Annotated in this window: 25 protein-coding genes; 14 read left to right on the top strand and 11 right to left on the bottom strand. The window is 64.3% G+C overall.

The genetic code is table 11. From position 1 onward, the window contains the following. The first annotated feature begins 113 nt into the window (after positions 1 to 113). On the top strand, positions 114 to 254 hold the full coding sequence (locus tag NLM32_RS42190) for a hypothetical protein (protein ID WP_254134544.1): 141 nt from the start codon (positions 114 to 116) through the stop codon (positions 252 to 254). Here the strand turns inward: NLM32_RS42190 and NLM32_RS42185 are convergent. From NLM32_RS42185 to NLM32_RS42175, 3 genes are read right to left on the bottom strand one after another with little or no spacing between them, the layout of a single operon-like run. Beyond that, positions 251 to 1,837 carry an ATP-binding protein gene (locus NLM32_RS42185; protein WP_254134543.1) on the bottom strand — a complete coding sequence of 529 codons (1,587 nt, stop codon included), beginning with the start codon at positions 1,835 to 1,837 and terminating at the stop codon, positions 251 to 253. The two genes, NLM32_RS42190 and NLM32_RS42185, sit on opposite strands and share 4 nt — an antisense overlap. After that, a complete protein-coding gene (locus NLM32_RS42180; protein ID WP_254134542.1) occupies positions 1,834 to 2,538 on the bottom strand; it encodes a response regulator in 705 nt (234 codons plus the stop codon). The genes NLM32_RS42185 and NLM32_RS42180 overlap by 4 nt, the downstream gene beginning before the upstream one ends. Positions 2,539 to 2,550: 12 nt before the next feature. Further along, positions 2,551 to 4,053, bottom strand: a complete 1,503-nt coding sequence (locus tag NLM32_RS42175; RefSeq protein ID WP_254135547.1) for a DUF4153 domain-containing protein — start codon at positions 4,051 to 4,053, stop codon at positions 2,551 to 2,553. A 189-nt stretch (positions 4,054 to 4,242) separates the two neighbouring features. Between NLM32_RS42175 and NLM32_RS42170 the strand changes: the two genes are divergently transcribed. Next, the gene (locus NLM32_RS42170) at positions 4,243 to 5,586 is read left to right on the top strand and encodes a glycoside hydrolase family 3 N-terminal domain-containing protein (protein ID WP_254134541.1); all 1,344 of its coding nucleotides are present in this window, start codon (positions 4,243 to 4,245) and stop codon (positions 5,584 to 5,586) included. Here NLM32_RS42170 and NLM32_RS42165 read toward each other — a convergent pair. Together NLM32_RS42165 and NLM32_RS42160 are read right to left on the bottom strand one after the other, a co-directional pair. Further along, positions 5,583 to 7,202, bottom strand: a complete 1,620-nt coding sequence (locus tag NLM32_RS42165) for an ABC transporter substrate-binding protein (RefSeq protein WP_254134540.1) — start codon at positions 7,200 to 7,202, stop codon at positions 5,583 to 5,585. The genes NLM32_RS42170 and NLM32_RS42165 overlap by 4 nt on opposite strands. Before the next feature lie 87 nt (positions 7,203 to 7,289). Continuing rightward, positions 7,290 to 8,171: a LysR family transcriptional regulator gene (locus NLM32_RS42160; RefSeq protein ID WP_254134539.1), complete on the bottom strand. Its 882-nt coding sequence runs from the start codon at positions 8,169 to 8,171 to the stop codon at positions 7,290 to 7,292. 97 nt (positions 8,172 to 8,268) lie between these two features. On the opposite strand from NLM32_RS42160, the gene NLM32_RS42155 reads away from it, so the two are divergent. Further along, a complete protein-coding gene (locus NLM32_RS42155) occupies positions 8,269 to 8,946 on the top strand; it encodes a peroxiredoxin-like family protein (protein WP_254134538.1) in 678 nt (225 codons plus the stop codon). A gap of 3 nt (positions 8,947 to 8,949) precedes the next feature. Here the strand turns inward: NLM32_RS42155 and hydA are convergent, their stop codons facing one another. Continuing rightward, positions 8,950 to 10,404, bottom strand: a complete 1,455-nt coding sequence (hydA, locus tag NLM32_RS42150) for a dihydropyrimidinase (RefSeq protein ID WP_254134537.1) — start codon at positions 10,402 to 10,404, stop codon at positions 8,950 to 8,952. A 77-nt stretch (positions 10,405 to 10,481) separates the two neighbouring features. After that, on the bottom strand, positions 10,482 to 11,105 hold the full coding sequence (locus NLM32_RS42145) for a TetR/AcrR family transcriptional regulator (RefSeq protein WP_254134536.1): 624 nt from the start codon (positions 11,103 to 11,105) through the stop codon (positions 10,482 to 10,484). 102 nt (positions 11,106 to 11,207) lie between these two features. On the opposite strand from NLM32_RS42145, the gene NLM32_RS42140 reads away from it, so the two are divergent. From NLM32_RS42140 to NLM32_RS42115, 6 genes are all read left to right on the top strand, one after another. Then, the gene (locus NLM32_RS42140; protein WP_254134535.1) at positions 11,208 to 11,903 is read left to right on the top strand and encodes a PspA/IM30 family protein; all 696 of its coding nucleotides are present in this window, start codon (positions 11,208 to 11,210) and stop codon (positions 11,901 to 11,903) included. Between the two features lie 40 nt (positions 11,904 to 11,943). After that, on the top strand, positions 11,944 to 12,219 hold the full coding sequence (locus tag NLM32_RS42135; protein WP_254134534.1) for a YiaA/YiaB family inner membrane protein: 276 nt from the start codon (positions 11,944 to 11,946) through the stop codon (positions 12,217 to 12,219). Between the two features lie 220 nt (positions 12,220 to 12,439). Next, a complete protein-coding gene (locus NLM32_RS42130) occupies positions 12,440 to 13,504 on the top strand; it encodes an amidohydrolase family protein (RefSeq protein WP_254134533.1) in 1,065 nt (354 codons plus the stop codon). A gap of 14 nt (positions 13,505 to 13,518) precedes the next feature. Beyond that, positions 13,519 to 14,631: an amidohydrolase family protein gene (locus NLM32_RS42125; protein ID WP_254134532.1), complete on the top strand. Its 1,113-nt coding sequence runs from the start codon at positions 13,519 to 13,521 to the stop codon at positions 14,629 to 14,631. Positions 14,632 to 14,636: 5 nt separating this feature from the next. After that, positions 14,637 to 15,050: a Rieske (2Fe-2S) protein gene (locus NLM32_RS42120; RefSeq protein WP_164933673.1), complete on the top strand. Its 414-nt coding sequence runs from the start codon at positions 14,637 to 14,639 to the stop codon at positions 15,048 to 15,050. Positions 15,051 to 15,122: 72 nt separating this feature from the next. Next, positions 15,123 to 15,329 (top strand): hypothetical protein, encoded by a 207-nt coding sequence (locus NLM32_RS42115; RefSeq protein WP_014491844.1) that lies wholly within the window; start codon positions 15,123 to 15,125, stop codon positions 15,327 to 15,329. Positions 15,330 to 15,332: 3 nt separating this feature from the next. Here NLM32_RS42115 and NLM32_RS42110 read toward each other — a convergent pair whose 3' ends face one another. Next, positions 15,333 to 16,892 carry an NAD(P)/FAD-dependent oxidoreductase gene (locus NLM32_RS42110; RefSeq protein ID WP_254134531.1) on the bottom strand — a complete coding sequence of 520 codons (1,560 nt, stop codon included), beginning with the start codon at positions 16,890 to 16,892 and terminating at the stop codon, positions 15,333 to 15,335. Positions 16,893 to 17,053: 161 nt separating this feature from the next. Here NLM32_RS42110 and NLM32_RS42105 point away from each other — a divergent pair, with 161 nt between their 5' ends. Further along, positions 17,054 to 18,751 carry a protease pro-enzyme activation domain-containing protein gene (locus NLM32_RS42105; protein WP_254134530.1) on the top strand — a complete coding sequence of 566 codons (1,698 nt, stop codon included), beginning with the start codon at positions 17,054 to 17,056 and terminating at the stop codon, positions 18,749 to 18,751. 9 nt (positions 18,752 to 18,760) lie between these two features. On the opposite strand, the gene NLM32_RS42100 is transcribed toward NLM32_RS42105, so the two are convergent. After that, positions 18,761 to 19,606, bottom strand: a complete 846-nt coding sequence (locus tag NLM32_RS42100) for an SDR family NAD(P)-dependent oxidoreductase (RefSeq protein WP_254134529.1) — start codon at positions 19,604 to 19,606, stop codon at positions 18,761 to 18,763. A 192-nt stretch (positions 19,607 to 19,798) separates the two neighbouring features. On the opposite strand from NLM32_RS42100, the gene NLM32_RS42095 reads away from it, so the two are divergent. Together NLM32_RS42095 and NLM32_RS42090 are read left to right on the top strand one after the other, a co-directional pair. Next, positions 19,799 to 21,295, top strand: a complete 1,497-nt coding sequence (locus tag NLM32_RS42095) for an aldehyde dehydrogenase family protein (RefSeq protein WP_254134528.1) — start codon at positions 19,799 to 19,801, stop codon at positions 21,293 to 21,295. A gap of 120 nt (positions 21,296 to 21,415) precedes the next feature. Continuing rightward, positions 21,416 to 22,543 carry an alkene reductase gene (locus NLM32_RS42090; protein ID WP_254134527.1) on the top strand — a complete coding sequence of 376 codons (1,128 nt, stop codon included), beginning with the start codon at positions 21,416 to 21,418 and terminating at the stop codon, positions 22,541 to 22,543. 11 nt (positions 22,544 to 22,554) lie between these two features. Here NLM32_RS42090 and NLM32_RS42085 read toward each other — a convergent pair whose 3' ends face one another. After that, positions 22,555 to 22,728 carry a hypothetical protein gene (locus tag NLM32_RS42085; protein WP_254134526.1) on the bottom strand — a complete coding sequence of 58 codons (174 nt, stop codon included), beginning with the start codon at positions 22,726 to 22,728 and terminating at the stop codon, positions 22,555 to 22,557. Here NLM32_RS42085 and NLM32_RS42080 point away from each other — a divergent pair. Together NLM32_RS42080 and NLM32_RS42075 are read left to right on the top strand one after the other, a co-directional pair. Continuing rightward, a complete protein-coding gene (locus tag NLM32_RS42080; protein WP_254134525.1) occupies positions 22,721 to 23,224 on the top strand; it encodes a GFA family protein in 504 nt (167 codons plus the stop codon). The genes NLM32_RS42085 and NLM32_RS42080 overlap by 8 nt on opposite strands. Before the next feature lie 276 nt (positions 23,225 to 23,500). Continuing rightward, on the top strand, positions 23,501 to 25,162 hold the full coding sequence (locus NLM32_RS42075; protein WP_254134524.1) for a thiamine pyrophosphate-binding protein: 1,662 nt from the start codon (positions 23,501 to 23,503) through the stop codon (positions 25,160 to 25,162). 94 nt (positions 25,163 to 25,256) lie between these two features. Here NLM32_RS42075 and NLM32_RS42070 read toward each other — a convergent pair whose 3' ends face one another. After that, on the bottom strand, positions 25,257 to 26,636 hold the full coding sequence (locus NLM32_RS42070; RefSeq protein WP_254134523.1) for an LLM class flavin-dependent oxidoreductase: 1,380 nt from the start codon (positions 26,634 to 26,636) through the stop codon (positions 25,257 to 25,259). Positions 26,637 to 26,663: the final 27 nt, after the last annotated feature.

Here is a 26,663-nt window from a genome sequence, read left to right as displayed (position 1 = left end):
CTACTTTGCATGGGGTTGTTTTCGACTTTTTCGCCATTCGCGCGTCCGTGATGGAACCTAATGGCGGCTGGTGCGACTTATCCATGACACGGGGAAACACGTGCGAGGCAGTCATGGCAGAGAAGCATACCGCCGATCCGGCAGAGATCATGCGGGCGACCGGTCATCCTGAGCTGGAATATGTCGCCGGCTGGACCATCGCTGGTCTCGTCACCATCGGCACCATCGTCGCCGCCTGGGTGTTCGCGATCTAGGCCGCAGGGAATTGCAGCTCGAAGGCCACGCCGTCGGCGGTCGGCTTGAGCCTGATCGAGCCGCCATGGCTCGCCATCACCGCCCGCGCGATCGCGAGCCCCATACCGGTGCCGCCCTGGTCGCGGCGGGTCGTGAAGAACGCGTCAAAGATCCTGTCGCGGTTCGGCGCCGAGATCGGCTCGCCGTCATTGCTCACAGTCAGTCGCAGCGTCGTCCGCTCGTCGACCGCCTCCAGCCTGATTATCCCAGCCTTGTGCCGGATCGCGTTGTCGGCGAGATGCGACAGCACGATCAGCGCCTTCTCGCCGGACATGCCGATCGGCCGCTCGAGGCTGCCGCTGGCCTCGATCGCGCTTGCCGGAAACCGGCTCCGGAGGTCCGCGATCACGGGTGCCAGCTCCGTCCGCTCGTTCTGCGGCAGGCTTTCGGCCCGCGCGAGCTCGCGCAGCCGCTGCGCCATCGCCTCCAGCCGCTGGGTGTCGGACAGGATGTTGGCGATGAAGGTTCGCTGCTCGGCCGGTGTGAGGCCTTCGGGCTTGCCCTGAAATGAATCCTGCAACAGCTCGGCCGCGCCCTTGATCGAGGTCAGCGGCGATTTCAGCTCGTGGGTGAGATGGGCCGAGAACGTCGCGATATAGTCGGAGCGCCGCGCCAGCTGCTCGGCCATGCCAAGAAAGCTGTGCGAGAGCTGGGCAAACTCGCGTGTGCCGTAGTGCCGGAGCGGCTGGAACGCCTCGCGGTCGCCACGGCCGATTCTGACGGCGCGGTCGATCAGCTCGCGCATCGGCAGCGTGATGGTGCGCGAGAACACCAGCCCAATCGCGATCGTGCCGAGGATCACGGCGAGCCCCGCCAGCACGAATTTGGCGCGCTCCTGATAGAGATGATCGAAAATGTTGCTCGGCGTCCGCGTGGTATAGATCACCCCGGCAACGCGATTGTTGACGATCACCGGCATTGCCGAGAACACGTGCACGCCAAGCCCGCGGCTGAAGGAATAGATCGGCGGTGGCGGCTTGTCCGGCACGCGGTTGCGCAAGGTGGCGCGGTACTGGCCGTGCAGTGCGTCAGAGACCTCCTCGATATGGGCGAGCGACTGCCCGACCTCCTGCCGCCCGGCGATCACCACGCCCTGCGGATCGAGGATGCGAAAGCCGGCCAGCGTCACCTTCTGCGTCTCGCGGATGATCGGCGTCAGCTTGGCGCCGATCTCGACGTAAGCCGGCTGCGGCGGCCGCGGAGCCGCTTGCGCATCGGGCCGTCGCCGCAACAGATCGTTGGCGGTGAGATCGAGTGCGGGCCGGATCGGTGTGAACTGGTCGCCGGGATCGGGCAGCACGTCCGGCGCTACCTCGGGGCCGAGGGTCAGGCCGCTGCCGAGCCGGGCCTCGACCTCCTGCGCATAGATCGTTGCGAGCACGCGGCTCTGCGCGATCAGCTCCGCCTGGGTCTGGCGGATCAGCTGGTTGTCATAGAGGCGGAAGAAGAACAGGCCGACCAGCGGCAGCACGGCAACAGTCGCCAGCACCGCGAAGATCACGAGCCCGAGCGACGGCCGCCACTTGTCGGGGGCCGCGCTCATGCCTCTGTCTCGCAGCGGCCGAGCTTGAAGCCGACGCCGTGGATGGTCTCGATGACGTTATCGCAGGACAGCGCCGCGAGCTTGGCGCGGATGTTGCGGATGTGGCTGTCGATAGTGCGGTCGGAGACCTGGATGTTGAGCTGATAGGCCGCGCGCATCAGCTGCTCGCGGTTGAACACCGAGGTCGGTCGGGTCAGGAACGCGCGCAGAATGCCGAACTCGATGGCGGTCAGCTTCAGCGGTGTGCCGGCGAAGGTTGCGACATGCTGCTCGGGATCGATCAGCAGGCCGCCTTGCGAAAGCGCGGCGGAGCCGGACTTGGCCTCGCCGTTGCGGGGGGCGAGGCGGCGCAGGATGACGTTGACCCGCGCCACCAGCTCGCGCGGGCTGAACGGTTTCGTCACATAGTCGTCGCCGCCGATTTCGAGGCCGAGCACGCGATCGATCTCCTCGTCGCGCGCCGACAGGAACAGGATCGGCACGTCGGACGTCTTGCGAACCTCGCGGCATACATCGAGACCGTCGAACTCCGGCATGCCGATGTCGAGCACGATCAGGTCGGGCTTGTCGGCGGCAAAGCGGAGAAGTCCCTCCTTGCCGTCGCGTGCTTCGATCACGTCCATGCCGGCCTTCTTCAGGGCGACGCGGATGACCTCGCGGATGTGGCCCTCGTCGTCGACGATGAGAATGCGATGCGCCAAGGGCTTCTCCGCTCAACCTGCAGGCTGACCATTGTTGGTCGAGCTCTTGGCCTGCGCATCCAGCCAGCGTTGCAGACGCCAACTGCGAAGACCCCAGGCCCGCCAGGCCAAGTCCAGGCGCTGTGCTTCTACAAGCCGGTCCTGGCATCCGACAAGAGTATAATCGGAGCGAAACGGCAATAGCTTCGCGATCGCGGGTAAGGCTTGTGGTCCAAGTTGTGAAAGATAGTTGACGTCGATCGACATGCCTCTGCCCGAGACTTCCCGGCTGTGCGCAACATTGTAGTCGGCGATGAACGCATCAAAGTTCACCAGCGAACAGCTATACAACACGATCGTTAACGCGATCAGGTTGGCGCCGACGAGCCACCGGTTGGACCTGTCGAGTGCGATCCGCGCCACGATCAGGATCAGCCCCAGCGCCACCAGCCCCATCCAGATGAAGGCCGCGATGCGCCAGTAAGTCAGCATGTAGATGTCGACATAAAGGTCGAGGCGGAGGATGGAGGAGGCGACCAGAAGGACGTTCTGCCCGACCCAGAGATAAACCAGCGGACGGATCACCGTCGACCTCTCAACCGGTGCGCCCGGACGCATTGCGACCAGCACAAAGGCGGCGGCGAGCAATGCGGTCGCGATCAGCGGATAGGCGCCGCGATGGGCGTAGGCCGCGTAGGTCATGTCGGCGGGCAAGGCTACGTGACCCCAGAGATAGAGGCCATCGAGAATCGATTGCGCCGCAAATAGCAGATTGAACAGGATCAGCGAGCGCAGGATCGTGGAGGGGCCGAGGAATTCGGCCGAGACCATGGGCGGCAGTGGCGGTGGCATGGGAACATCGTCGACATCGGTAGTGACGACCTTCCTGCGTCGCCAGCGCACGTGGATGAACGGCCAGACCAACGCCAGCATCATGATCCAGAACAGCACGCGCGGGATGCTGACATAGTCGAGGATGATCTTTGGATTGAGCAGGGACACCCAATGCTCGATCACTGGATTGGCCGCGGCGAACAGGGCGACGAAGACGGTGCCGAGCGCCGCCGGTAGCAGCCAGAGTGCGATGCCGCGCGTGAACGCGGACATGTTGAAGACCTGAAGGACATCGGGGAAGAACCTGAATGGGCCAAGCAGGACGAAGTTGCGCAGCGCACGGGCGCGCTCGGTGAGCCCGGTCGTCTCCTGATTGGTCGCGAGCAGAAGCGACATGAGCAATGCAGCGACAAGGATCAGGGACGACAGCGGGTTGAGCTCCTCGATGGCCGGCACGAGGCCTGCGACGAAAATCGCTGCGCCTGTCAAAGCGCGACGCAGGTCCAGCGTGTCGTGATTGAACAGCATCGACACCACGGCGATTGCGATCGCAAAGAGTGAGAGCGACAGGCCGATCCGCTCGCCATAAAACAAACAGTCCGCGAGCGCGGCCAGCGCCAGCGCAAGGCCGACCTTGGCCGGAATGGCGGAATGCCTGATTGGCTGGATGTCGGCGGCGATCGTCGAAGCCAGGCTCGTCATGTGCAGATGACCTTTCGTGATGGGTGGCATCACGAAATCTGCACGGCCCTTGTGCAGAAGCCGGGATCAACGTCTGCACGGTTTCAGGAGTCTTTTGCAGATTTCGTGCAGGCGCGCTTTTGCCTCTCGCCGAGCGCAAATCGCTTTGATAGGTGCGAAGCATTCGCCACTCCCCGGACGTGACGCATCATGCAATTCCTCCGTCGTATCGGCCTCATCCTGCTCTGGTTTGGGGCGCCTCTCGTCGCGTTCGCGGCTGCGAACAAGAACGATCCCTATTTGCTTCCGCTGCGCGGCGTCGGAAACATCGCGCTTGTCCTTGCTAGCATCACGATCGCCATCCTGTTGCTTCGCCGCGGGCGTTGGCACAGCCTGGCCGGCAAGCTCCTTGTCATGCTCTGGTGTCTGCCGCCGATGCTGATGGCGGTGGCGCATCTCAGCTTCGAGCTGCGCAAGCACGATGTGCTCAGCGCCGGCGTGACCGAGGCGCGTCAGCTTGGCCCCCATTTCATGATCGGCTATTCCTCCTTTCCCGAGGTCGCGCGCCTCGCCGAGCAGGGGCTGATCGGCGGCGTCTACGTCACCCGGCACAACATCCGTGGCCGGTCGGTCGATGCGTTGCGCGCCGAGATCGCTGCGCTTCAGGGCAAGCGCCGTGCAGCCGGCCTGCCGCCGCTGATCGTCGCCGCGGATCAGGAGGGCGGCATCGTCGGCCATCTCGCGCCGCCGCTGACCAAGGTGCCGGCGCTGGCGACGCTCGCCGGGCTTGCTCCTGACGATCAGCAGAGCAAAGCGGAAGAGTTCGGCCGGATCCACGGCCGCGAGCTCGCCGGCCTTGGCGTCAACCTCAATCTCGCGCCGGTGCTCGATCTCAAGCCGCCCGTTCGGCGCAATCGCCTTGATTTCCATACGCTGATCGGCCAGCGCGCGATTGCCACCGACCCCGTTGTCGTCAGCACGATCGCGAGCGCTTATGTGAGCGGACTGGAGGCCTCCGGCGTCGGCGCGACACTGAAGCATTTTCCAGGCATTGGCCGTGTGCGTACGGACACGCATCATTTCAGCGCCAACCTCGATACGCCGGTCAGGGAGCTGGAGGCCACGGATTGGTTGCCATTCCGCGAGGTGCTGTCGCACTCGCGCAGTGCGCTCATGGTCGGCCACATCACGCTCACCGCCGTCGATCCCGACCATGCCGCTTCGCATTCAAAGCGCCTCGTCGATGGGATCATCCGAGACAAATGGGGCTACCAGGGCCTGGTGATGACCGACGATCTCGTGATGGGCGCGATCTATCAGCACGACGTCTGCAAGGCCGTGGTCGAGGCGATCAACGCCGGCGTCGATCTGCTGCTCGTCGCCTATGACGGCGCGCAGTTCTACCGGATCTTTGGATGCGCACTCGACGGATCGCGGCAGGGCAAGCTTGATGCAGCGATGCTCCGCGCAAGCAAGGCACGGCTGGAGCGGGCCTTTCCGATCGAGCAGGCGCAGGCAGCGTCAGCGGCCGTCCGCGTGGTCGAGAAGAACTAGCCCTTCGCGAACTGGCGATAGTCCGGCTCGCGATGAAACCAGAATTCGTAGCCTGAGATGCCCTTCTGCATGGCAACGTCGTGGATGGGCTGGCTGAGCGGAATGACGGGAACATCGCGCATGCAAAGCGCGATGAACTCCTTGACGGCCTTGTCGTACTCGGCCGGGTCAGTGGTGAAGCGCGCCTTGTCGATCAGGGCGTCCATCTCCTTGTTCTGGTAAGAGGAGATGTTGAAGATCGAATTGTTGCCGTGGAAATTCCAGTAGAAGTAATATTCGGGATAATCGAGCCATCCGCTAAAGCGGTTGAGGGCGAGCGGTAGCCCTTTCTTGTTCAGCGTCGTGCGCCAGTTCGCGCCGGGAATCTTTTCGATTCCTGCCTTGATGCCGATCTTGGCGAGGTTTTCCTGGATCAGGATCGCGGTCGGTTCGCCGACGGTGGCTGTGCCGGTGTCGAGCGACAAAGTCGTCTCCAGGCCGGACTCGAATCCGGCTTCCTTCATGAGCGCCTTGGCTTTCTCGAGATCAGTGACGTAGGGAGACGGTTGTGGCCACACTGGCTTTGAGACATCCGCCGCGCCGCCATACATCGGAACGGCGCGCCCGAAGAAGGCGCTGCTCTGGATCTGCTCGTACGGCATCGCCCAGGCGATGGCCCGGCGTAGCTTCGCATTGTCGAACGGCGGCCTTGCCGTGTTCAGCGCAACGTACCAGAGCGCGTTGGGGATTGGCACACCCGAGACCTTGACCTTGCCCTCTTTGATAATCTGCTCGAAATCGCGCGGTGCAAAACCGCTCGAAATGTCTGCGTCGCCCCGCTCCAGCATGGCGCGGCGGGTGCCCGCGGAAGGAACGTCGCGCGTGATCACGCGCTTCACCTTCGGCAGCGGTCCGCTCTTCCAGTCGTCGAACCGCGCCAGCACGGTCTCGGTGCCGGGCTTCCAGCTCTCGATCCTGTAGGCGCCGCCGCCGGCCTCGTTGGTCCTAAGCCAGGCCAATGCCCAGGGGTCTTCAGCCGTCGCATTCATCTTCGCGAGCTCGGAATTGATGATGAAGGGCACGACGACGGCGACATTGAACAGCAGCATCTTGTCCTTGCGCAAATAGTCGATGCGGAAGGTGTGGTCGTCGACCGCGACGAACTGCTCGGGCTTCTCCAGCGATCCCGCCGACATCTGGAAGGTCGGAAAGCCCCCGACTTTCACCGCGCGGTCGAACGACCATTTGACATCCTTGGCCGTAACAAGCGTGCCGTCGTGGAATTTGGCGTCCTTGCGAAGCTTGAAGGTGCAGGACATGCCGTCGGCCGCGACCTCCCAGCTTTCGGCGAGTTCAGGCGCGAGCTTCTCGCGGTCGTAAGACAAGGTGCCGTCGGGCAATGTCTTCGAGGCGTAGGAGAGCAGGCGGTCGTAGCAATTCCAGGACAGGCCATTGACGGTCTGGTTGGAGCCGACGCCCTGCATGTCGAGCGAGTTCGGTCCGAGTTCCTGCACCACCAGCAGCGTCTCCGCGCGTGCTTGTGCCCAGGCAAGCGACGGGGCGGCCGTCATTCCGGCAATGCCGAGGCCGCCGAGCATGACGCTGCGGCGGCTCAGATCGAAAGACGATGGGCTCATCGATGCCTCCTTGAGAGCGATTTGTTTCTCAAAGAGGCAAGGCGCATGCCATCGACTGCGCTTCATGGCGTCGCAGCCGCACCTTGCCTATCTCAACTCCTCGGCCAGGAAGTCGACCAGCGCACGTACCTTGGTCGAGGGACGCGGACCCGCCGGGAACACCGCGTACACATCGACTGGTGCGAGCTTGTAGCTCTTCAACAGCGGCATCAGTGCGCCTGCCTCGATCTCGGGGCCGGCCATCACATGCGACGTCATTGCGATGCCGAGTCCCGCCAGTACGCTCGCGAACACGCCGGGGCCGGAATCGGTGGTGATGCGGCCGCGGACATCGACCGAGGTCTCCGAGCCGTTGCGGGTGAACGACCAGGTGGTGCGGCCAAACAGGCCGGGTCCGAAGATGCAGTCATGCGAGGCGAGATCGGCCGGCGTCTTCGGGATACCGCGCTCGGCGAGATAGGACGGTGCGGCGACCAGAAAGCGCGGCAGGGTCGCAAGCTTTCGCGCACCGAAGCCGGAATCGTTGAGCGGGCCGAGGCGAATGGCGATGTCGGTGCCTTCGGCAACCAGGTCGTGCCGTTCGTCGGCAACAGAGAGCTCGACGCGCAGCAGCGGATGCAGCTTGAAGAATCTGGGCAGGCGCGGAATGATCTGCCTGGTGCCGTAGACGATGGGCATGGTGATGCGCAGCGTCCCGCGCAGCGAATCGAGGCCGCGCGCGGCGTCTTCGGCGTCCTCGATGTCGGCCAGCACTTCGCGGGCACGGGTGAGGAACAGCGCGCCGGCGTCGGTGACGGTGATACGACGCGTGGTCCGCAGCAGCAGCTTTACGCCGAGCCGGCTCTCCAACTCGCCGATGATGCGCGACACCGAGGGCTGCGACAGGCCGAGCTCTCGCGCCGCCCTGGAAAAGCTGCCGCTCTCGGCCGCCCTGACGAAAACGGACAATTCTTGAAGTCGATCACTCATTCGAAATCCAAATAAATGTTCTCCGTGTCGGCCATATACCCCTTCGTTTGCAAATGATCCAGATAGGACGGGCCAACAGCAACCGATGGAGCTTCTCATGGCCCTGCAAGACAAACTCGACGCCCTCAAAGCCGACTTCGAAGGCGGCCGCTTCCCCCTCAAGCCGACGAAGGAGGCGCTGGACACGATGCATCGTGCCACTGCCGAACTGATCGCGAGCGGTCAGGCGCAGCGCGCGAAGAAGGCCGGCGACGCCGCGCCGGAATTCATCCTGAAAGACCCCGAGGGCAAGCAAGTTGCCTCGCGCGATTTGCTCGCCAAGGGGCCGCTGGTGGTGTCCTTCTATCGCGGCGTCTGGTGTCCCTACTGTAACCTCGAGCTCCAGGCGCTTCAGGAGGCGCTGCCGGAGATCGCTGCGCGCGGCGCGAGCTTGGTTGCGATCTCGCCGCAAACCGCGCCGAACAGCCGCAAGTCCGAGCGCGACAACAAGTTGTCGTTTTCGATCTTGAGCGACGTCAGAAGTGAGGTCGCCGACGCTTTCGGCATCCGTTTCGCGCTACCGGCCGAACTCGTCTCGCTCTACAAGTCCTTCAAGAACGACCTGCCGACGTTCAACGATGATCCGGCCTGGGTACTGCCGATGCCCGCGCGCTACGTCATCGGTCGGGATGGCATCATCGCATATGCGGAGGTGAACCCGGACTATACGCACCGTCCTGATCCGTCCGAGCTTCTGCCGATGCTTGACCGGTTGCGAGCCGACAAGGCGGCCTGATCGCTACGGCGTCACCGCTCCGCGTGGCACTGCGCGCGGGGTGGTCAGCTCTTTCCAGGTTGAATTGGCGACGTGCACCGGCGAGAAGGCCGGCCGCTCGACATAATGTCCGTCGCCCGCCTCGGCACGCAGATCGCCATCCTTCCACACGATGCGACCGCGCGAGAGCGTCGCGGCCGGCCCGCCGGTGCAGGCAAAGCCTTCGAATACATTGTAGTCGATCCGGCTCATCTGCCGTTTCGCGCTGATGGTATTCGTCGCCTTGGGATCCCACACCACGATGTCGGCATCCGAGCCGACGGCGACCGCGCCCTTGCGCGGATAGATATTGAGGATGCGGGCGATGTTCGCCGAAGTCACCGCGACGAATTCCTCCTTTGTCAGCCGCCCGGTGGCGACGCCCGCGGTCCACAGCAACGGGAGACGATCTTCCAGGCCGCCGGTACCGTTCGGGATCTTTCTGAAGTCGCCGAGCCCGAACCGCTTCTGCTCGGTGGTGAAGGCGCAGTGATCAGTCGCGACCACTTGAAGCGAGCCGGACTGCAGGCCGGCCCAAAGACTGTCCTGATGCGACTTGTCGCGGAACGGGGGCGACATCACGCGCTGTGCGGAATGATTCCAGTTCTTGTTCTGATATTCGCGCTCATCGAGCAACAGATGCTGGATCAGCGGTTCGCCATAGACGCGTTTTCCCGCGGCCCGTGCCCGAGCGATCGCCTCATGCGCCTCGCGGCAGCTGGTGTGAACGATATAGACCGGCGTGCCGGTCATATCAGCGATCATGATGGCGCGGTTGGTGGCTTCGCCCTCGACTTCCGGCGGTCGCGAATAGGCGTGGCCCTCGGGGCCGGTGACGCCGCGTGCGATCAGCGCCTCCTGCATCAGGGCGACGACGTCGCCGTTCTCCGCGTGCACGACAGGCATGGCGCCGAGATGGGCGCAGCGCGCGAACGAGTTGTAGAGCTCGTCGTCGTTCACCATCAGCGCACCTTTGTAGGCCATGAAGTGCTTGAAGGTGTTGATGCCGTAGGTTTTGACCACGGTTTCCATCTCGTCATAGATCTGCTTCGACCATGACGTCACCGCCATGTGGAAGCCGTAGTCGGTGGCCGCCTTCTCGGATTTGTGGCGCCATTCCTGGTAGGCTGCGAGCATGGACTGGCCGGGATCCGGCAGGCAGAAATCGACCACCATGGTGGTGCCGCCGGCCAGCGCCGCCTTGGTGCCGGACTCGAAATCATCCGCCGTGACCGTGCCCATGAAAGGCATTTCGAGATGGGTGTGCGGATCGATGCCGCCCGGAATGATATAGGCGCCACCCGCATCGATGATCTCCGCGCCGGTCGGCGCCGCGATGGCTGCGCCGACCGCGACGATGCTGTCGCCTTCGATCAGCACGTCCGCACGGCGCGAATGATCATGATTGACGACGGTGCCGCCGCGGATGAGGAGGGACATGGGAACTCCGGGAAGAGCAGGGAGGACGGGACGCGGCGAAAGCTAAGCGTGTCGGCTGCGATGCGACAGGCGAAAGTTTAGTCAGGCTTTGCGGCTGGCTCGCGCGCGATCAAGCCGTCGATCATCGCCTGCACCAGGCCTGCGATCTCCTTGCGGAGCGCCGGCAGGGGAACGGCGACCAGCCTTTGCTCCAGTCCCAGTGCCACCATGCCATGCACGGCCGAGAACAGGCTGCGTGCGGTGATGCCGAGCTCCTCCGCATTTCGCTTTGGTAACAACGCAGCAAGCGGCTGGTAGATGTGGCGAAACAACTGCAACTGGTCATCGACCGACCAGTCGGGCAGGGCCTTCTCGATCTCCATCCGGTGCTCGAACAGGGCGCGCCAGAGCTGGAGATTGTCTGCGGCGAAATCGCAATAGGCAATCGCGATGCGGACCAGCGTCTCCTTTGGCGATGGATTGCCTGCGCGCACCGCCGCGCTGAGCGCCTCGTCGAGCCGGAGCAGCGTGCGCGAGCCGACGCGCAGGACCAGCTCGTCCACATCGGCAACGAGATTGTAGACCGCACCATTGGCGCAGCCGATCTCACGGGCAAGATCGCGGGTTTTCAGCCCGGCCAATCCCCGCTCGGCGATCATCCGCTCAGCCGCCTGGATCAGGTCGGTTCGCAATTTCTCTCGACGCTCCAAGGTTTTAGTCATTCTTAACCAATTTCTTGAGCGCCGCTCAAATATTTATTGAACGATGTTCAAAGTCGATGCTACAAAGGATCTGTGAGCAACGCTCATAACAGGGAGCTGCAGATGTTCAAGACCATAGTGACACTTTTCCGCGGCAGCGTGGCCGCAGCCGGCGAGGAGCTGGAAGACCGGACGGCTCTTCTGATCCTCGACCAGCAGATGCGCGATGCGGCTGCTGCCGTCGAGCGCGGCAAGCGGACGCTGGCGCTGGCGATCGCCCAGGACCAGCAGGAAGGCGGCAAGCTCGAGGCGACCGTCGCCCGAATCGCCGATCTCGAGACCCGCGCGGTCGCAGCGCTCGATGGCGGCCGCGAGGATCTCGCCAAGGAGGCGGCCGATGCCATCGCCGGCCTCGAGGCCGACCGCGACGCGGCGCTGACCGCGCGCGCGTTGTTCGCGGCCGAGATCGCCCGGCTGAAGCGGCATGTCGCAAATGCGCGGGCCCGCATCACCGAGCTCGATCGCGGCCGCCGTGTCGCCCGCGCCTCGGAAGCGGTGCGCTCGCTTCGCCGCAGCGGCATCGAGGCGGCACGCCCTTACGAATCCACGCTGCCGGAAGCGGAGAGCACCTTGAGGCGCCTGCGCGAGCGACAGATGGAGGCCCAGGCCGCCGATGACGCGCTGGTCGAGCTCGATGCGGCCACCGGTCCGCTCGCCACCGCCGAGAAACTCGCCGAGCAGGGCTTTGGTCCCCGGCTCAAGACGACCGCGGACGATGTGCTGGCGCGGTTGAAGTCCAAGCGCATGCCGACTGCCTGATCTCAAGCTCAATCATCATTCGAATCAACAGGAGATAATCATGAACCAGAACGGCCAACCCCACAGCGGCGCCTGGGTGACCTTTACCTACGTGTCCTTTGCAGCGTCCGCCTTTCTCGTCGCGATCGGCATCTTCTTCCTGCCGATCGATCTCTGGATGAAAGGCTATCTCACGATGGGTATCGTGATGCTGATCCAGACCTGTATCACTCTGACCAAGACCGTGCGTGACAACCACGAGAGCAGCCGGCTGGTGAACCGCATCGAGGATGCCAAGGCCGAGCGCCTGCTGATGGAAGTCTCCAAGGCGGCTTGATAGGCATAGACAATACGCGAGGATGCAGCGGAGCAATGCACTCCGCTGCTTCGGCGCCGGCGCGCATTCCGCCAAACCTCGTATCGCGCCTGCGAAATGCAACCGAGCCATGACGGATCGCGCAGGTCTGCGCCCTTGCGCGTCGGCACCTGCCGGAGCACTCTGCCGAGGCGGCGCGGGAAACGAACGCCGCCAATAAAGATTGCCCGAGGAAGCATCCATGGCGGTGACGCGGATCGACTGCGACATCCACCCGGCGGTTGGTGGCACGCGCACGACGCTGCTTCCTTATCTCAGCGATCACTGGAAGGAGCAGGTGGTGAGCCGGGCCATCGACGGCCTCGACCTCACCTCCTATCCGCCAAGCATGCCGTTTTCGGGCCGCGCCGACTGGCGGCCGGCCAACGGTGCCAAGCCCGGCTCTGATCTGGCGATGGTGCAGAAGGGGGCTTTCGACCAACTGGGCGCGAGCCACGCGATCCTCAACGTGCTCTATGGCGCGCAGGCCGTGTTCGATTCCTACATGGCGGCGGACTTCTGCAAGGCGATCAACGACTGGATTGCCGCCGAATGGCTCTCGCGCGACCCGCGCCTGCGTGCCTCCATCGTGGTGCCGATGCAGGCGCCGGATCTCGCCATCGAAGAGATCGAGCGCCGCGCCAGCGACAATCGCTTCGTCTCCATCCTGGTGCTGGCGCAGGGTGAGACGCTGCTGGGCCGGCGGCATTTCTGGCCGGTCTACCAGCTTGCTGAAAAGTACAAGCTGCCGCTCGCGATCCACGCCGGCACGCAATATCGGCAGGCACCGAGCTCGGCCGGCTGGCCGTCGCACCGCTACGAATATTACTTCGTCGAGGCGCAGGCGTTTCAGGCGCAGATCCTGAGCTTGATCTACGAGGGTGTGTTCGGAAAGTTTCCGAACCTGAACGTCGTGCTGATGGAGTCCGGCGTCAGCTGGCTGCCGGCCTTCATGTGGCGGGCCAACAAGACCTGGCGCGGCGTGCGCGTCGAGGTGCCCTGGGTCGAGCGCGAGCCGGCCGCGATCATCCGCGACAATTTCCGCGTCACCATGCAGCCGTTCGATGCGCCGGGCGATGCCAAAAGCGTCTTGGAGATCATCGACCAGATCGGCTCCGACAAGATGTTCCTGTTTGCGTCCGACTATCCGCACTGGCAGTTCGACGGCGACGATCCGATCCCGCCGCATCTGCCGAAGAGCATCATCGACAAGATGTGCGTCGACAATCCGCTGGAGACGTTTCCGCGGCTGTCGCTCGTCAACTGATCCAGGAGGTTCGCATGAGTGAAGTCATCGACCGCCCGCTGCGCGACGATGAGAAGCCTGCCGCTTCGCGCTTGCGCATCGTCGATTGCGACGTGCATCCGAGCCTGCATTCGCACGACGATCTCAACGAGTTCCTGCCGAAGCGCTGGCAGCAGCATCTGAAGGAATACGGCAGCCATCTGCGCACGCCCTATCTCTTCACCACGCCCTATCCGCGCTCATCGCCGCTGATCGCGCGGCGTGACGCCTGGCCGCCGACCGGCGGGCCGCCCGGTTCAGACCTCGCCTTCATGCAGAACCAGCATCTCGATCCGCTCGATGTCGAGTTCGGGATCCTGCAGGTGCTCGATCTCTTCATCTTCTCGCAGCAGAATCTCGAATTCGGCGCGGCGATCCAGCGCGCCATCAACGAGTGGCAGCTGGCGTTCTGGTCGCACCGCGATCCGCGCCTGAAGGCCTCGATCCTGGTTGGGCAGGACGGTGTGGATCTTGCCATCGCCGAGATCGAGCGCTGCGCGAAAGTCGGTGAATACATCCAGATCAACGTTTCGCCGCGCGCCAACGAGCCGCTCGGCCGCCGCCGCTACTGGCCGATCTACGAGCGCGCGCAGGCGTTGGACCTGCCGCTCGGGATCCATGTCGGCGGCTATGGCGGCCACGCGCCGACCGGTGGCGGGTGGCCGTCTTATTATGTCGAGGAGCACCAGTCCAACGCCCACACCATCGCGGCGCAGCTTGCCAGCCTCGTGATCGAGGGCGTGCCGGAACGGTTTCCCAAACTGAAGATCGTCTTCATCGAGGGCGGCTTCGGCTGGATTCCGTCGGCGATGTGGCGGATGGACCAGCATTTCGAGCGGTTCCGTAGCGAGGTGCCGCATCTCAAGCGCAAGCCGTCGGAATATGTCCGCGAAAGCTTCTGGTTCACGACCCAGCCGATTGATGAGCCCGACGAGGCGCGGCATCTGCGCGCGCTGATCGAATGGGTCGGCGTCGATCGCCTGCTGTTCTCGTCGGACTATCCGCACTGGGATTTCGACGATCCGCGCTTTGCCTTCAAGACGCCGCTCACCGAGGCCGAGCGCAGGAAGATTTTCAGCACCAATGCCCGTGCGGTCTACAAGTTCTGAGTCCCATGGCCCGTCACATCGTTGCATCCACCTCGGAGATCCCGCCCGGCGGCAACAAGGTCGTCGACGTCGCGGGCCGCGATATCGTCGTGTTCCATGTCAATGGCGAGTTCTTTGCGCTCCTGAACCGCTGCCCGCATGAAGGCGCGCCGCTGGAGAAGGCGGCCTGCGTGGCGCGGCTGACCTCGCCCGAGCCGGGCGTCTACGAGCGCTCGCGCGTCGGAGAGATGCTGCGCTGTCCCTGGCACGGCTGGGAATTCGACATGCGCAACGGCCAGTCCTGGTTCGATCCCAAGCGCTTCAAGATCCGGTCATATCCGGTTGCGGTGGAACGCGGCGACGAGTTGCAGAAAGGCCCGTATGTGGCCGAAACGTTTCCGGTGCATGTCGAAGACAGTTATGTGATTGTCGAGGTCTGAGCCGGCATTGCCGATTGAGATTCGTACGCAAGTGCGATATGGCTCTCGCGCTTTCAGAGGCGGAGACCAGCTTTGTCGAAACAATCCCTGCGTGAAGAGGCCGAGCGCCTGATCCGCGAATCGATGGAAAAGAAGACCATCGTCGTGAAGCAGGGCTCGACCCGCATCGAGGCCGTCTGCGGCAAGTGCGGCGCGCCAAACCGGGTCCAGGCGGAAAAAGGCCAGAGCCGCGTCAAGTTCGCCTGCAAGAATTGCGGGCACCAGCAAGAGACGCTGTAACGCTCAGGCCGACCGGCGCCGACTTGTGCGTCCGGTCGCCCTCAGGATCGCCGTCCCTGCCTTCAGGCCGGATTGCAACGCGCCTTCCATGTAGCCGTAATAGGCAAAGCAGGTGTGCTCGCCGGCAAAATACATGCGCTTGTGAAATGCGCTGTTGAGCAGCGGGCCGGCGCGCGTGACTTCGCCGGGCGCGGGGCAGGAATAGCCGGCGCCGGTCCAGGGGTCGGCGGGCCACGCAATGAAGTCCGGCGGCTGGGACAGATTGTCCTGATAGCCGCGATAGACCTGGCCGATCCGCGAGGCGTAAAAGGCATCGACCGCGGTCTTGCCGCCGCGTTCCCATTGTCGAATGGCCAGCTGCGCCGGTCTGCTGCCGGCGAACAGGCTGAGCTCGACCTCGCGGCCGCGCGGCGCGATCTGGTTGTCGGTACCTTCCCATGTGACGCCGAAGCGGCTCGAAGTCGCGGCCGGCGCCAGCCCATGGTCGATCCAGAAGCGGCGCTTGACCGGGCTGAGGTATTTCACGGCCGTCCCCATCGAGATGTAATGGTCGGGCGTGAGCTGCGGCGTGATCTTGATCTTGGCGAAGCGTCCGCCCGGCCACAGGCTCGGCGGTATCGCAAGCACGACATAGTCGGCGAGATGGGAAGCTGCCCCCTCGGGCGTGATCGTCACGCCCTCCTTGTCGATGTCTACAGCGACGACGGGTGTGGACAGATGCACCACCCCTCCGACCTTCCTGATCTCCTCGGCAAGATGTTCGGCCAGCGATTGATTGCCCTCCGAGCAGCGCAGCGTCTCGGTCTGGGTGAAGAAGGCGGCCGGATGTCCCTTCAATGCGCCGCCATGCACCACCGCGAAATTGGCGAGCAGGCTCTGCCGTTCGACCGGCTGCCCTGCGTCGTTGCTGAACTGCTCCTTTATCGCGAGCTTGGCGAGACGCGAACAATGTTCGCCCCGAATCCAGTCCGCCATGGATTGCTGGTCCAGCGCGTCGGCATCCGACGTGAGCCAGGGTGCGTGCTTGTGCACGTGCCGCGCGCGCCTTGCCATTCGCCCGAAGGCCGCCTCCATCTGCTCGAACAGGGTCTTGAGCGCGAACGGGTTCGAGATCTTTCGACCATCGAGATAGATCGGCATATCGAGATCGAGCGCGTCGAAATTCGAGTCCAGCGTGAACAGCGAGAGTCCCAGCCGGAATTGGCGCGCCAGGGCCAACCACAGCGGGTGATTGTAGCCGATCAGCTCGCCGCCCGCTTCGACCACGCCGCTCGACTTGTTCTTGCTCCAGACGCGACCACCGACGCGCTCGCGCGCCTCGAAGATCGTCACGTCGCAGCAATGCGCGAGAGTGTAGCCGGCCATCAGGCCGCCAAGTCCCGCGCCGACGATCGTGACGCGCGGCCGTCGTGCCGCCCGCGCCGGGCGTGGCATGTCGCGGGGAGGTGTGGCCGCCGTGACGACCATTGCGTTGGCAAGGGTCGAGCTGACGAGCTTCTGGCGGTCGAAGCCGATGAACTTCCTGCCGTAGCGGCGATTGAGGCGTGCGAAAATCGAGCGCATGATTGAAATCCTCAGGTCGAAATCAAAATCGAAAAATCAGAACCGTCGAGGGCCGGTCGGAAACGCGCGGCGGAAAGTGCCGGGCGGGCCTCTGATTTGACGGGTCCGGGGATCGACGATAACCTGCAACCTTTGGTCGTGTCGAGAGCGGGGGCTCGGATATGGCATCAAAGGCTAAGGCGCGTACCGGCCGCCGGTCGGCCGCACATCGCAAGGTCGCAAAGCGAGATGACAAGGCCGGATCGGCAGGTGCGGTAACGCGCCCTGTTGTCGTGTCCGGCAGTGCGCGCCCGCCGACTGCGGGGGCCAGGCGTCTGCGCGACGAGAATCCGCGTCAGCACGTCGAGATCACGCTGACATTGCGTGGACCGAAATTGCCGGATGGCGACAAGCTCGGACGTCGAGCGTTGTCGCGGGCCCAGTTCAGGGCAAGATACAGTGCCTCGAAGAGTGACGCCGACAAGGTGTCACAGGTTCTGCGCAAATTCGGCCTCAAGGTCGAGGAGGTCTCGCTTGAGACGCGCAGCATGCGCGTGAGCGGGACAGTCGCGGAGATGGAGAAGGCGTTTCAGCCCCGCCTCGGCGTCTATTGGAGCGAGGATCAGGGGCAATTTCGCGATCGAGAGGACGACTACAAGATTCCTGCTTCGCTGAAGAAGATCGTCACCGCGTTGATCGGATTCGGCCAGCGGCGTGTGATGTGGCGGAGCAGGGCGAGGATTGGTGCTGGTTTGACGCCGCTCAGCCCGTCGTCGCTGGAAGCGCTGTATCATTTTCCGCCCGGGGATGCCGCCGGCCAGAAGATCGCAATCGCCGAGTTCGGTGGCGGCTATTTTGCCGAGGACCTCGCGCTCCATTGCAGGACATCCGGTCGGAAGAGGCCCAAGGTCGAGATCGTCTCGATCAATTGGCCGGTGCGCAACCGCAGGCAAATCGAGCGATTGCCAAAGGACGATCGTCAGGACGCGCTCGACGATACCGGCGAGGTGATGATGGACGTCGAGGTGGCTGCGGGCCTGGCTCCCGGTGCCGAGCTGTCCGTCTATTTTGCGACGTTCGATCAGAAGGGCTGGGTCGATTTACTGAATCGCGTCATCAAGGACAGGCCGGTCGCACTGTCGATAAGCTGGGGGTCTGCAGAGGATTCCAGTGATTGGTCGCCGGCGGCACGTACGGCCATCAACGAGCGGCTCCAGGCAGCTGCCGCGCTGGGCATCACGATCTGCGGCGCCTCCGGCGACGATGGCGCGGGCGACGAGGAGACCGACGGCGCCGCTCATGTCGATTTTCCGAGTTGCAGCCCGTTCGTTCTCGCGGTCGGTGGCACGATGATTACGCGTCTTGGCGGCGAGGTCACGGAGCAAGCGTGGTGGGAGACGCCGGGGCGGCGCATGAAGGCGGGAGGCGGGGCGACAGGTGGAGGAGTCAGCGAGGTCTTTCGGCGTCCTGCGTGGCAGCGCGGACTCGATATTGCGTCGCTAAACGGTTCCGGTCGGTGGGGGCGCATCGTGCCCGACATCGCGGCGCTTGCCGGCCCGCCCGGCTACGCGATGATCTTCCGCGGCAAGGCGGATTACGGCGGTGGAACCAGCGCGTCTGCGCCGCTCCTGGCTGCGCTCATCGCGCGCGTGAATGCGCTCCTGCCGCCGGAGAAACGGCAGCGCTTCCTCGCGCCGTTGCTCTATCGCAAATCGTCGCTCGGCCGGCCGACAGGAGATCTCGTCTGCTACGACATCACCATCGGCCACAACGTATCCAGGCCGAAGCCCGGCGTCGGATACGAAGCGAGGCGTGGGTTCGATGCGGTGTCCGGCTGGGGCGTGCCGATCGGCACCGCGCTTCTGCTGGCGCTGAGCTGATCGCCCGGGCTAACTCCGGTCGACGAAGTTCTTGAACGCATCCGCGTAGTCCGGATGCCAGCGCGACAGCGGCGGGCGGTTCTCGACGATGTCGCCGGCGGCCCAAAGCATGCGCTTCTCGTCGAGCGCGCGCGGCACGTCATTATCCGGGCAGAGGATGTAGAAATCGCCGGCCTCGAGCCGCGCGATCATGAAATCGACGGTCTGCTCCGGCGTCCACGCGCCGGCCGGCTTCTCGGTGCGGCCCTTGGCAGTGAGGTTGGTGAACACGAAGCCGGGGATCAGCAGATGCGCGGTGATGTGGCAGTCTTTCGTGTTGCGCAACTCGTGCTGCAGCGCTTCCGTAAACGCCTTCACGCCGGCCTTGGAGACGTTGTAGGCGGGATCGCCGGGCGGGGTGGTGATGCCCTGCTTGGAGCCGGTGTTGATGATCAGGCCGGCCTTGCCGCGCGCGATCATGTTGGGCGCGAAGATGCGCGCGCCGTTGATGATGCCCCACATGTTGACGCCGATGATGCGCTGCCAATTGTCGGGTTCGCCGAACATTGTGCTGCCCGGCTGGATGCCGGCATTGTTCATCAGCAGATCGGTGCCGCCGAAATGCGCGCCCACGGCGCGTTCCAGTTCCGTCACGCTTTCGACCCGGCTGACGTCGATCGCGGACGTCATCACGTTCGCTGCACCCGCAATCGATGACAGTTTTGTTGCGGCCTCGGCCAGCCGGCCCGCATCGACATCGGCGATGCACACCTTCATCCCGGCGCGCGCAAACGCCATGGCGGCGGCGAGACCGATGCCGGATGCACCTCCGGTGATCACGGCAACATTGCCCTTGGTGATGACAGGATGCGGCATGGCTATTCTCCGGGACATGGCGTTGCGTTCGGTCGAGCTATAACATGGCACGTGCACGAGCCTGCACAAGTCGGCATGGGAGATCTTCGTTCCACGCCGCCTTTACGCTCATCCGGCACCGCTGTATTCTGCGCGACCTAACGATCGAGCCAGATCGAATCCAATCAATGAGCTAACCTAGGGAGTGCAGCCATGGCTGTGTCGCAGGCTATTCCGATCACGCGTCATCCGTTCGCCAACGGCTCCTACAAGCAGATGCTGATCGACGGGAAGTGGGTTGATGCCGCTTCCGGCAAGCGCTTCGAGACCCATAACCCCGCCACCGGCGAGTTGCTCGCAACCGTGGCTGAGGGCGACAAGCAAGACATCGACCACGCGGTCGCCGCCGCCCGCCGTGCGTTCGAAGGCCCCTGGAGCAAGGTCAAGCCGTTCGAGCGGCAGAATCTGCTGCTGAGGCTCGCCGACCTCGTCGAGAAGAATTTCGACGAATTGTCGCAGCTCGACACCCTCGACATGGGCGCGCCGCTCAGCCGCACCCGCGCCTATCGCCTCCGCGCCGTCGGCATGCTCCGCTATTATGCCGGCCAGACCACCGCGATCCATGGCGAGACCATCGAGAACTCGCTGCCCGGCGAAATCTTCTCCTACACGCTGAAGGAGCCCGTCGGTGTCGTGGGCGCCATCATTCCCTGGAACGGCCCGCTCACCGCGACGCTCTGGAAGATCGGGCCTGCAATCGCGACCGGCTGCACCGTGGTGCTCAAGCCCGCTGAAGAGGCGCCACTGACGTCGCTGCGCATTGCCGAGCTCGCGATCGAGGCCGGCATTCCGCCCGGTGTCGTCAACGTCGTGCCGGGTTACGGCGAGACCGCTGGTGCCGCGCTCGCCTCGCACCATGACGTCGACAAGGTCGCCTTCACCGGCTCGCACATCACGGGCCAGTCGATCATTCGTGCCTCGGCCGGGAACCTCAAGCGCGTCTCGCTCGAGCTCGGCGGCAAGTCGCCGGACATCGTGTTCGCGGATGCGGACCTCGATGCCGCCGTACCGGGTGCCGCGATGGCGGTGTTCGCCAATTCGGGGCAGATCTGCAGCGCCGGCACGCGCCTGTTCGTCGAGCAGTCGGTCTACGAAGAGTTCGTCAGCCGCGTCGCCGAGTTCGGCAAGAAGCTGCAGGTCGGCAACGGCCTCGATCCCAACGTCCAGATCGGCCCGCTCGTGTCCGAGGAGCAACTCAAGCGCGTCACCGGCTATCTCGACATCGGCCAGAAGGAAGGCGCGCGGGCGCTCGCCGGCGGCGGCCGCGTCACAGAAGGCGCGCTTGCCAAGGGCTTCTTCGTCTCGCCGACCGTGTTCGCCGGCGTCCAGGACAACATGCGCATCGCGCAGGAGGAGATCTTCGGTCCCGTCATCTCCGCGATCGCGTTCAAGGACATGGACGAACTGGTCAAGCGCGCCAACAACACCACCTTCGGCCTCGGCTCCGGCCTGTGGACGCGTGATGTCACCAAGGCGCATGCGGTTGCGAAGCGCCTGCGTGCCGGCTCGGTGTGGGTGAATTGCTATCAGGCCATGGACCCCGCAGTGCCCTTCGGCGGCTACAAGATGAGCGGCTACGGCCGCGAGTCCGGGAAGCAGCACGTCGAGGAATATCTCAACGTCAAGGCCGTCTGGGTCAAGACGGCGTAAGGCCTGTTCTCTGCCGCGTTCCGCGCGAGGGAATATCTGCTTTTGTGAGGGGCGGCGCCTTTTCCGGTGGCCGCCCCTCGCTATATGATCCGCATCCTTTCAAAGACATCCGGGGCCCCCATGAAATTCAAGGCGTTGTTCCAACCGTTGCAGGTCGGTCCGTATAAGCTCGCGCATCGCGTTGCGATGGCGCCGCTGACGCGCATGCGCGCGGAGCGCGAGAGCTTTTCGCCGCGGCCGCTCAACGCCGAATATTACGGCCAGCGCGCCACGCCGGGCGGCCTGCTGATTGCCGAAGCCTCTCCGGTGCTGTCGCAAGGCCGCGGCAACCCGGCAACCCCCGGTATCTATTCGGAGGCGCAGATCGCCGGCTGGCGCAAGGTGGTCGACGCCGTGCATGCCAAGGGCGGCATCATCTTCCTCCAGCTCTGGCATGTCGGCCGCGTCTCGCATTCCTCGTTCCATGGTGGTGAGCTGCCGGTGTCCGCTTCGGCGATCCCGATCAAGGCCGAAGGCATGCGGGCGATGACCGCCGACGGCAAGATCGCCGAATACGAGACGCCGCGCGCGCTGGAGACGGACGAGGTCAAGGGCATCGTCGAGGCTTTCCGGCAGGGCGCGAAGAATGCGCTCGCCGCCGGTTTCGACGGCGTCGAGATCCACGGCGCCAACGGCTATCTGCTCGAGCAGTTCCTGCAGTCGCGCAGCAACCAGCGCACCGATCAATATGGCGGCTCGATCGAGAATCGCACCCGTCTGCTGCTCGAAGTAACCCAGGCTGCGATCGACGTCTGGGGCGCGAACCGCGTCGGCGTGCGGCTGTCGCCTCACGGTATCGCCAACGATTCCGCCGATCCCGACCCGATGCCGCTCTACACCCATGTGGTGAAGGCGCTCGACAAGCTCGGCCTCGCCTATCTGCACTTGATCGAGCCGCGCTCCAGCGGCGCCGGCCGTGCCGACGTCCACTGGGAGAACGTGCCGTCAGCCATGGTGCTGTTCCGTCCGCACTACAGCGGCGTGCTGATGACCGCGGGTGGTTTCACCGGCGAGACGGCGAATGCCGCGATCGCAGACGGCCACGCCGACATCATCGCCTTCGGCCGCATCTTCATCTCCAACCCCGATCTGCCGCGTCGGCTTGAGCACGATTACCCGATCACGCCGTATAACCGTGCGACGTTCTATGGTGGCGAGGAGAAGGGGTATACGGATTATCCGGGGTATGACGAACTGACGCCGGCCTGATCTCTCTCCTGTCATTCCGGGGCGGCGCGTAGCGCCGAGCCCGGAATCCATTCCTCTGCCTGAACCTGAGGTTCGATGGATTCTCCGATGCGCAATTGCGCATCATAGCTCGCGACTTCGTCGCGCCCCGGAATGACGATCGTGTATTGTCGCGCGCCATGACGATGAGGAGAGACCATGGCCAAAGCCGCAGTCGCCGCAGGAACTGCCACCGGCCAGTGCCTCTGCGGCAAGGTCACCTTCGAGATCGACATCCCCGCGCGCTGGGCCTGGCATGATCACTCCGCGGCCAGCCGCCGTGCTCACGGCGCGGCCTACGCCACCTATGTCGGCAGCTGGAAGAAGCGTTTTCGCATCACCTCCGGCAAGACCATGCTGACACGTTACGAGGACAAGGCGACCAAAACCGCGCGCAGCTTCTGCGCCCATTGCGGCACGCCGATCGCCTATGAGCGTCCGCGCGGTCCGCACATGGTCAACATCCCCCGCGCCCTGTTCAAAGAGCGCACCGGGCGCCAGCCGCTCTATCACATCGCGATCGAGGAGCTGCAGGAATGGGCCTACACCGGCGAGCCGCTGGTGCCGCTGAAGGGCTTTCCGGGCGTGGTCTGGCAGCGCTCGAAAAAGAAGAAGCGCGCTAGCGGCGAGGATCCTTTCGAGCTGGGTCGGGAGGAGATGTAGCCGCCGCGTACATGGCTCTCGTGCCCCGAACGCAGTGCGGCACCTCTTCGGTGATGCGCTGCTGAGCCGGGGCGCATCTCGCCGTATGGTGCCGTGTCGCCTTTTGGGTCCCGGCTCTGCGCAGCAACGCTGCGCGTTGCAGCGCGTCCGGGACACGAGAGTCGCGTTCGGCGCGCCCGCGCAAGGCAGCCATGACCACGCTTCCTTGCGCGCCTCCTGAACTTTCGGCCATCATGTGATCCGTCCTTGCGGCAACGTCCGCTCCTTGGAGGAAACATGAAGAACAAGATCACCGGCCGTTCCGCCTTTCTCGCGTTGCTCAAGGACGAGGGTATCACGCATCTGTTCGGCAACCCCGGCACCACCGAGCTGCCGATCATGCATGCGCTGAAGGACCACCCCGATCTCACCTATGTGATGGCGATGCAGGAGAGCCTGGTGGTGGCGATCGCGGATGGCTACAGCCGCGCCTCCGGCAAGCTCGTCGCCTGCAACGTCCATGTCGCGCCGGGCCTCGGCAACGCCATGGGCTCGCTCTACAACGCCCAGTTCACGGGCACGCCGATGATCCTGACCGCGGGCCAGCAGGAGCAGGGCCACGGGCTGATGGAGCCGGTGCTCTATGGCCCGCTGGTGCGGATGGCCGAGCCGCTGGTGAAATGGGCGGTCGAGGTGACGCGTCTGGAAGACCTGCCGCGCATCGTGCGCCGCGCCGCCAAGGTTGCGATGACGCCGCCGACCGGGCCGGTGTTCATCTCGCTGCCGGGCGACATCCTCAACAGCGAGGCCGGTATCGATCTCGGCCGCTCCACCCGTATCGACGCGCGCGTCAAGCCGTCGGACGAAGCGCTCAGGGCTTTTGCAGCGCGGCTACTGAAGGCCGAGCGTCCGGTGATCGTGACCATGGACGAGGTGGTCAAGAGCGATGCGCTGAAGGAGGCCGCTGAACTCGCCGAGCTGCTTGGGGCTGCCGCCTACCAATCCTCGACGCCTTATGGCTCGCACTTCCTGTCGGAGAGTCCAAGCTTCGTCGGCACGCTGGCGCGCGTGCAGAAGGTCGCGCGCGATACGCTTGCGCCCTACGACCTGCTGATCGCGCTCGGCGGCGATCCGCTGCGGATGTCCGTCTATAGCGAGGTCGATGCGTTGCCGGACGGGCTCGGCATCGTTCAGATCGGTCTCGTCGATTGGGAGATCGCCAAGAACTACGGCGCCGAGATCGCGCTGAAGGCGGATGTGAAGGAAACGCTGCGCGCGCTGATCCCGGTGCTGAAGGAGATGGGTGGCGCATCGCTGGCGCAGCGTGCGAAACAGCGTCTCGCCGAGCTGGCACCGAAGAACTGGACCGCGCGCCGCGCGGCCTTGGTCGAGCAGATCGGCAAGACCGCGGGACGCAGCCCCATCGATCCCGACTATCTCGTGCTGCAAATGGTCGAGGCGATGCCCGATCATGCGATCCTCGTCGACGAAGGGCTCACGTCCAGCCGTCAGATCACTAACTTGCGTCCGCACCGCGACCGCTATGGCTATCACGGCCTTGCCTCTGGCGGCATCGGCTGGGGCTTGCCCGCCTCGGTCGGCGCCAGCATCGCCAATCCGGATCGGCCCGTCGTGTGCTTCTCAGGCGACGGCAGCGCGATGTATTCGATTCAGTCGCTGTGGACGGCCGCGCACCACAAGCTGCCGCTCAACGTCGTCATCGCCAACAATGGCGGCTACCGCATCATCAAGCAGCGCCTGCTCGCCTTCCATGGCGATGACAATTACGTCGGCATGGATTTTGCCGATCCGCCCGTGGATTTCGCCGGCGTGGCGAAGGCGCTTGGCTGCGAGGCGATCAAGATCAGCGATCCCCGTGAGCTGAAGGCAACGCTGGCGTCGGCGTTCAACCGGCCGGGGACCAAGCTGATCGAGGTGATGGTAGACGGGAAGGTGTAGGCGCCGCGTGCTCCGCTCTGCTCCCTCCCCCGCAAGGGGGGAGGGAACGCAGTGGTGATTGCGGATGTAGTTCGGCTGAACGCGTAGCTGGGGCCTACCCCTTCTTCCCCACCCGATACCCAGCCGCCGGATGCGGCGCGTCGAGCCGGGCGCGGCCGTCGCCGAACAGTTTCTCGCGCAATGTCCCCTTCGCATACTCGGACTTGTAGCGCCCGCGCTTGGTCAGCTCCGGCACCAGCATGTCGGCGATGTCCTCGAAATCGCCGGGCGAGATCGCAAACGCGACGTTGAGACCGTCGACGTCGGTCTTCTCGAACCAATCCTCGATCTTGTCGGCGACGCTTTCCGGCGTACCCACCACGACCGGGCCGGCGCCGCCGATGCCGACATGTTCGATGACGTCGCGCACGGTCCAGACGCGGTCGGGGTCGCCGCGGGTGACGTTGTCGAGTGCGCTGCGGCCGGCATCGTTCTGGACGTGGCGGACCTGCTGGTCGAGCTCGTAGCCGGAGAAATCGATGCCGGTCCATCCCGACATCAAGGCAAGCGCGCCTTCCGGATTGATGTGCGACCGGTAGTCGGCATATTTCGCCGCAGCTTCCGCTTCGGTGTTGCCGAGGATGATCGTCATCATGTTGAACATCAGGATCTCGGCCGGGTTGCGGCCGAACTTGGCGGCTTCCTCGCGGATCGCGGAGACCCGCGGCGCAATGATCTTGGCCGACGGGCCCGACATGAACACGCATTCGGCGTGCTTGGCGGCGAACTGCCGCCCGCGCGGCGACGTCCCGGCCTGGTACAGCACCGGCGTCCGCTGCGGCGATGGCTCGCTGAGATGGATGGTGTTGTTGATGCGGTAATTCGCGCTCTCATGATTGACGCGATGAACCTTGCCGGGATCGGTGAAGATGCCGCGCTTGCGGTCGCGCAGCACCGCGTCGTCCTCCCAGCTTCCTTCCCAGAGCTTGTAGACCACCTCCATATATTCGTCGGCGATGTCGTAGCGGTCGTCATGCCCGGTCTGCTTGTCCTTGCCGGCGCCGCGTGCGGCGCTGTCGAGATAGCCGGTAACGACGTTCCAGCCGATCCGCCCCTCGGTCAGGTGGTCGAGCGTCGACATCCGCCGTGCGAACGGGTAGGGCGGTTCGAACGAAAGGTTGCTGGTGACGCCGAAGCCGAGGTTCTTGGTGACCGCGGCCATCGCCGAGAGCAGAAGGAGCGGCTCGTTCGACGGTGTCTGTGCTGCATTGCGCAAGGCTGCGTCAGGGCTATTGCCATAGACGTCGTAGACGCCGAGCACGTCGGCGAGGAACAATCCGTCGAAACGACCGCGTTCCAGTGTCTTGGCGAGATCGATCCAGTAAGGCAGGCGGTTATATTCGGCGGTGCGGTCGCGTGGATGGGTCCACAGGCCCGGTGATTGATGCGCGACGCAATTCATCGCGAATGCGTTGAGCCTGATCTGCTTGGCCATGCTGGTCCCCTGGCGCCCTGTACTGAG

Origin of the sequence: Bradyrhizobium sp. CCGUVB14, assembly GCF_024199935.1 — a bacterium.
In the GTDB taxonomy this organism is placed as follows: domain Bacteria; phylum Pseudomonadota; class Alphaproteobacteria; order Rhizobiales; family Xanthobacteraceae; genus Bradyrhizobium.
The sequence above is the reverse complement of the archived record's forward strand: the minus strand, read 5'-3'. Positions and strand labels throughout refer to the sequence as shown.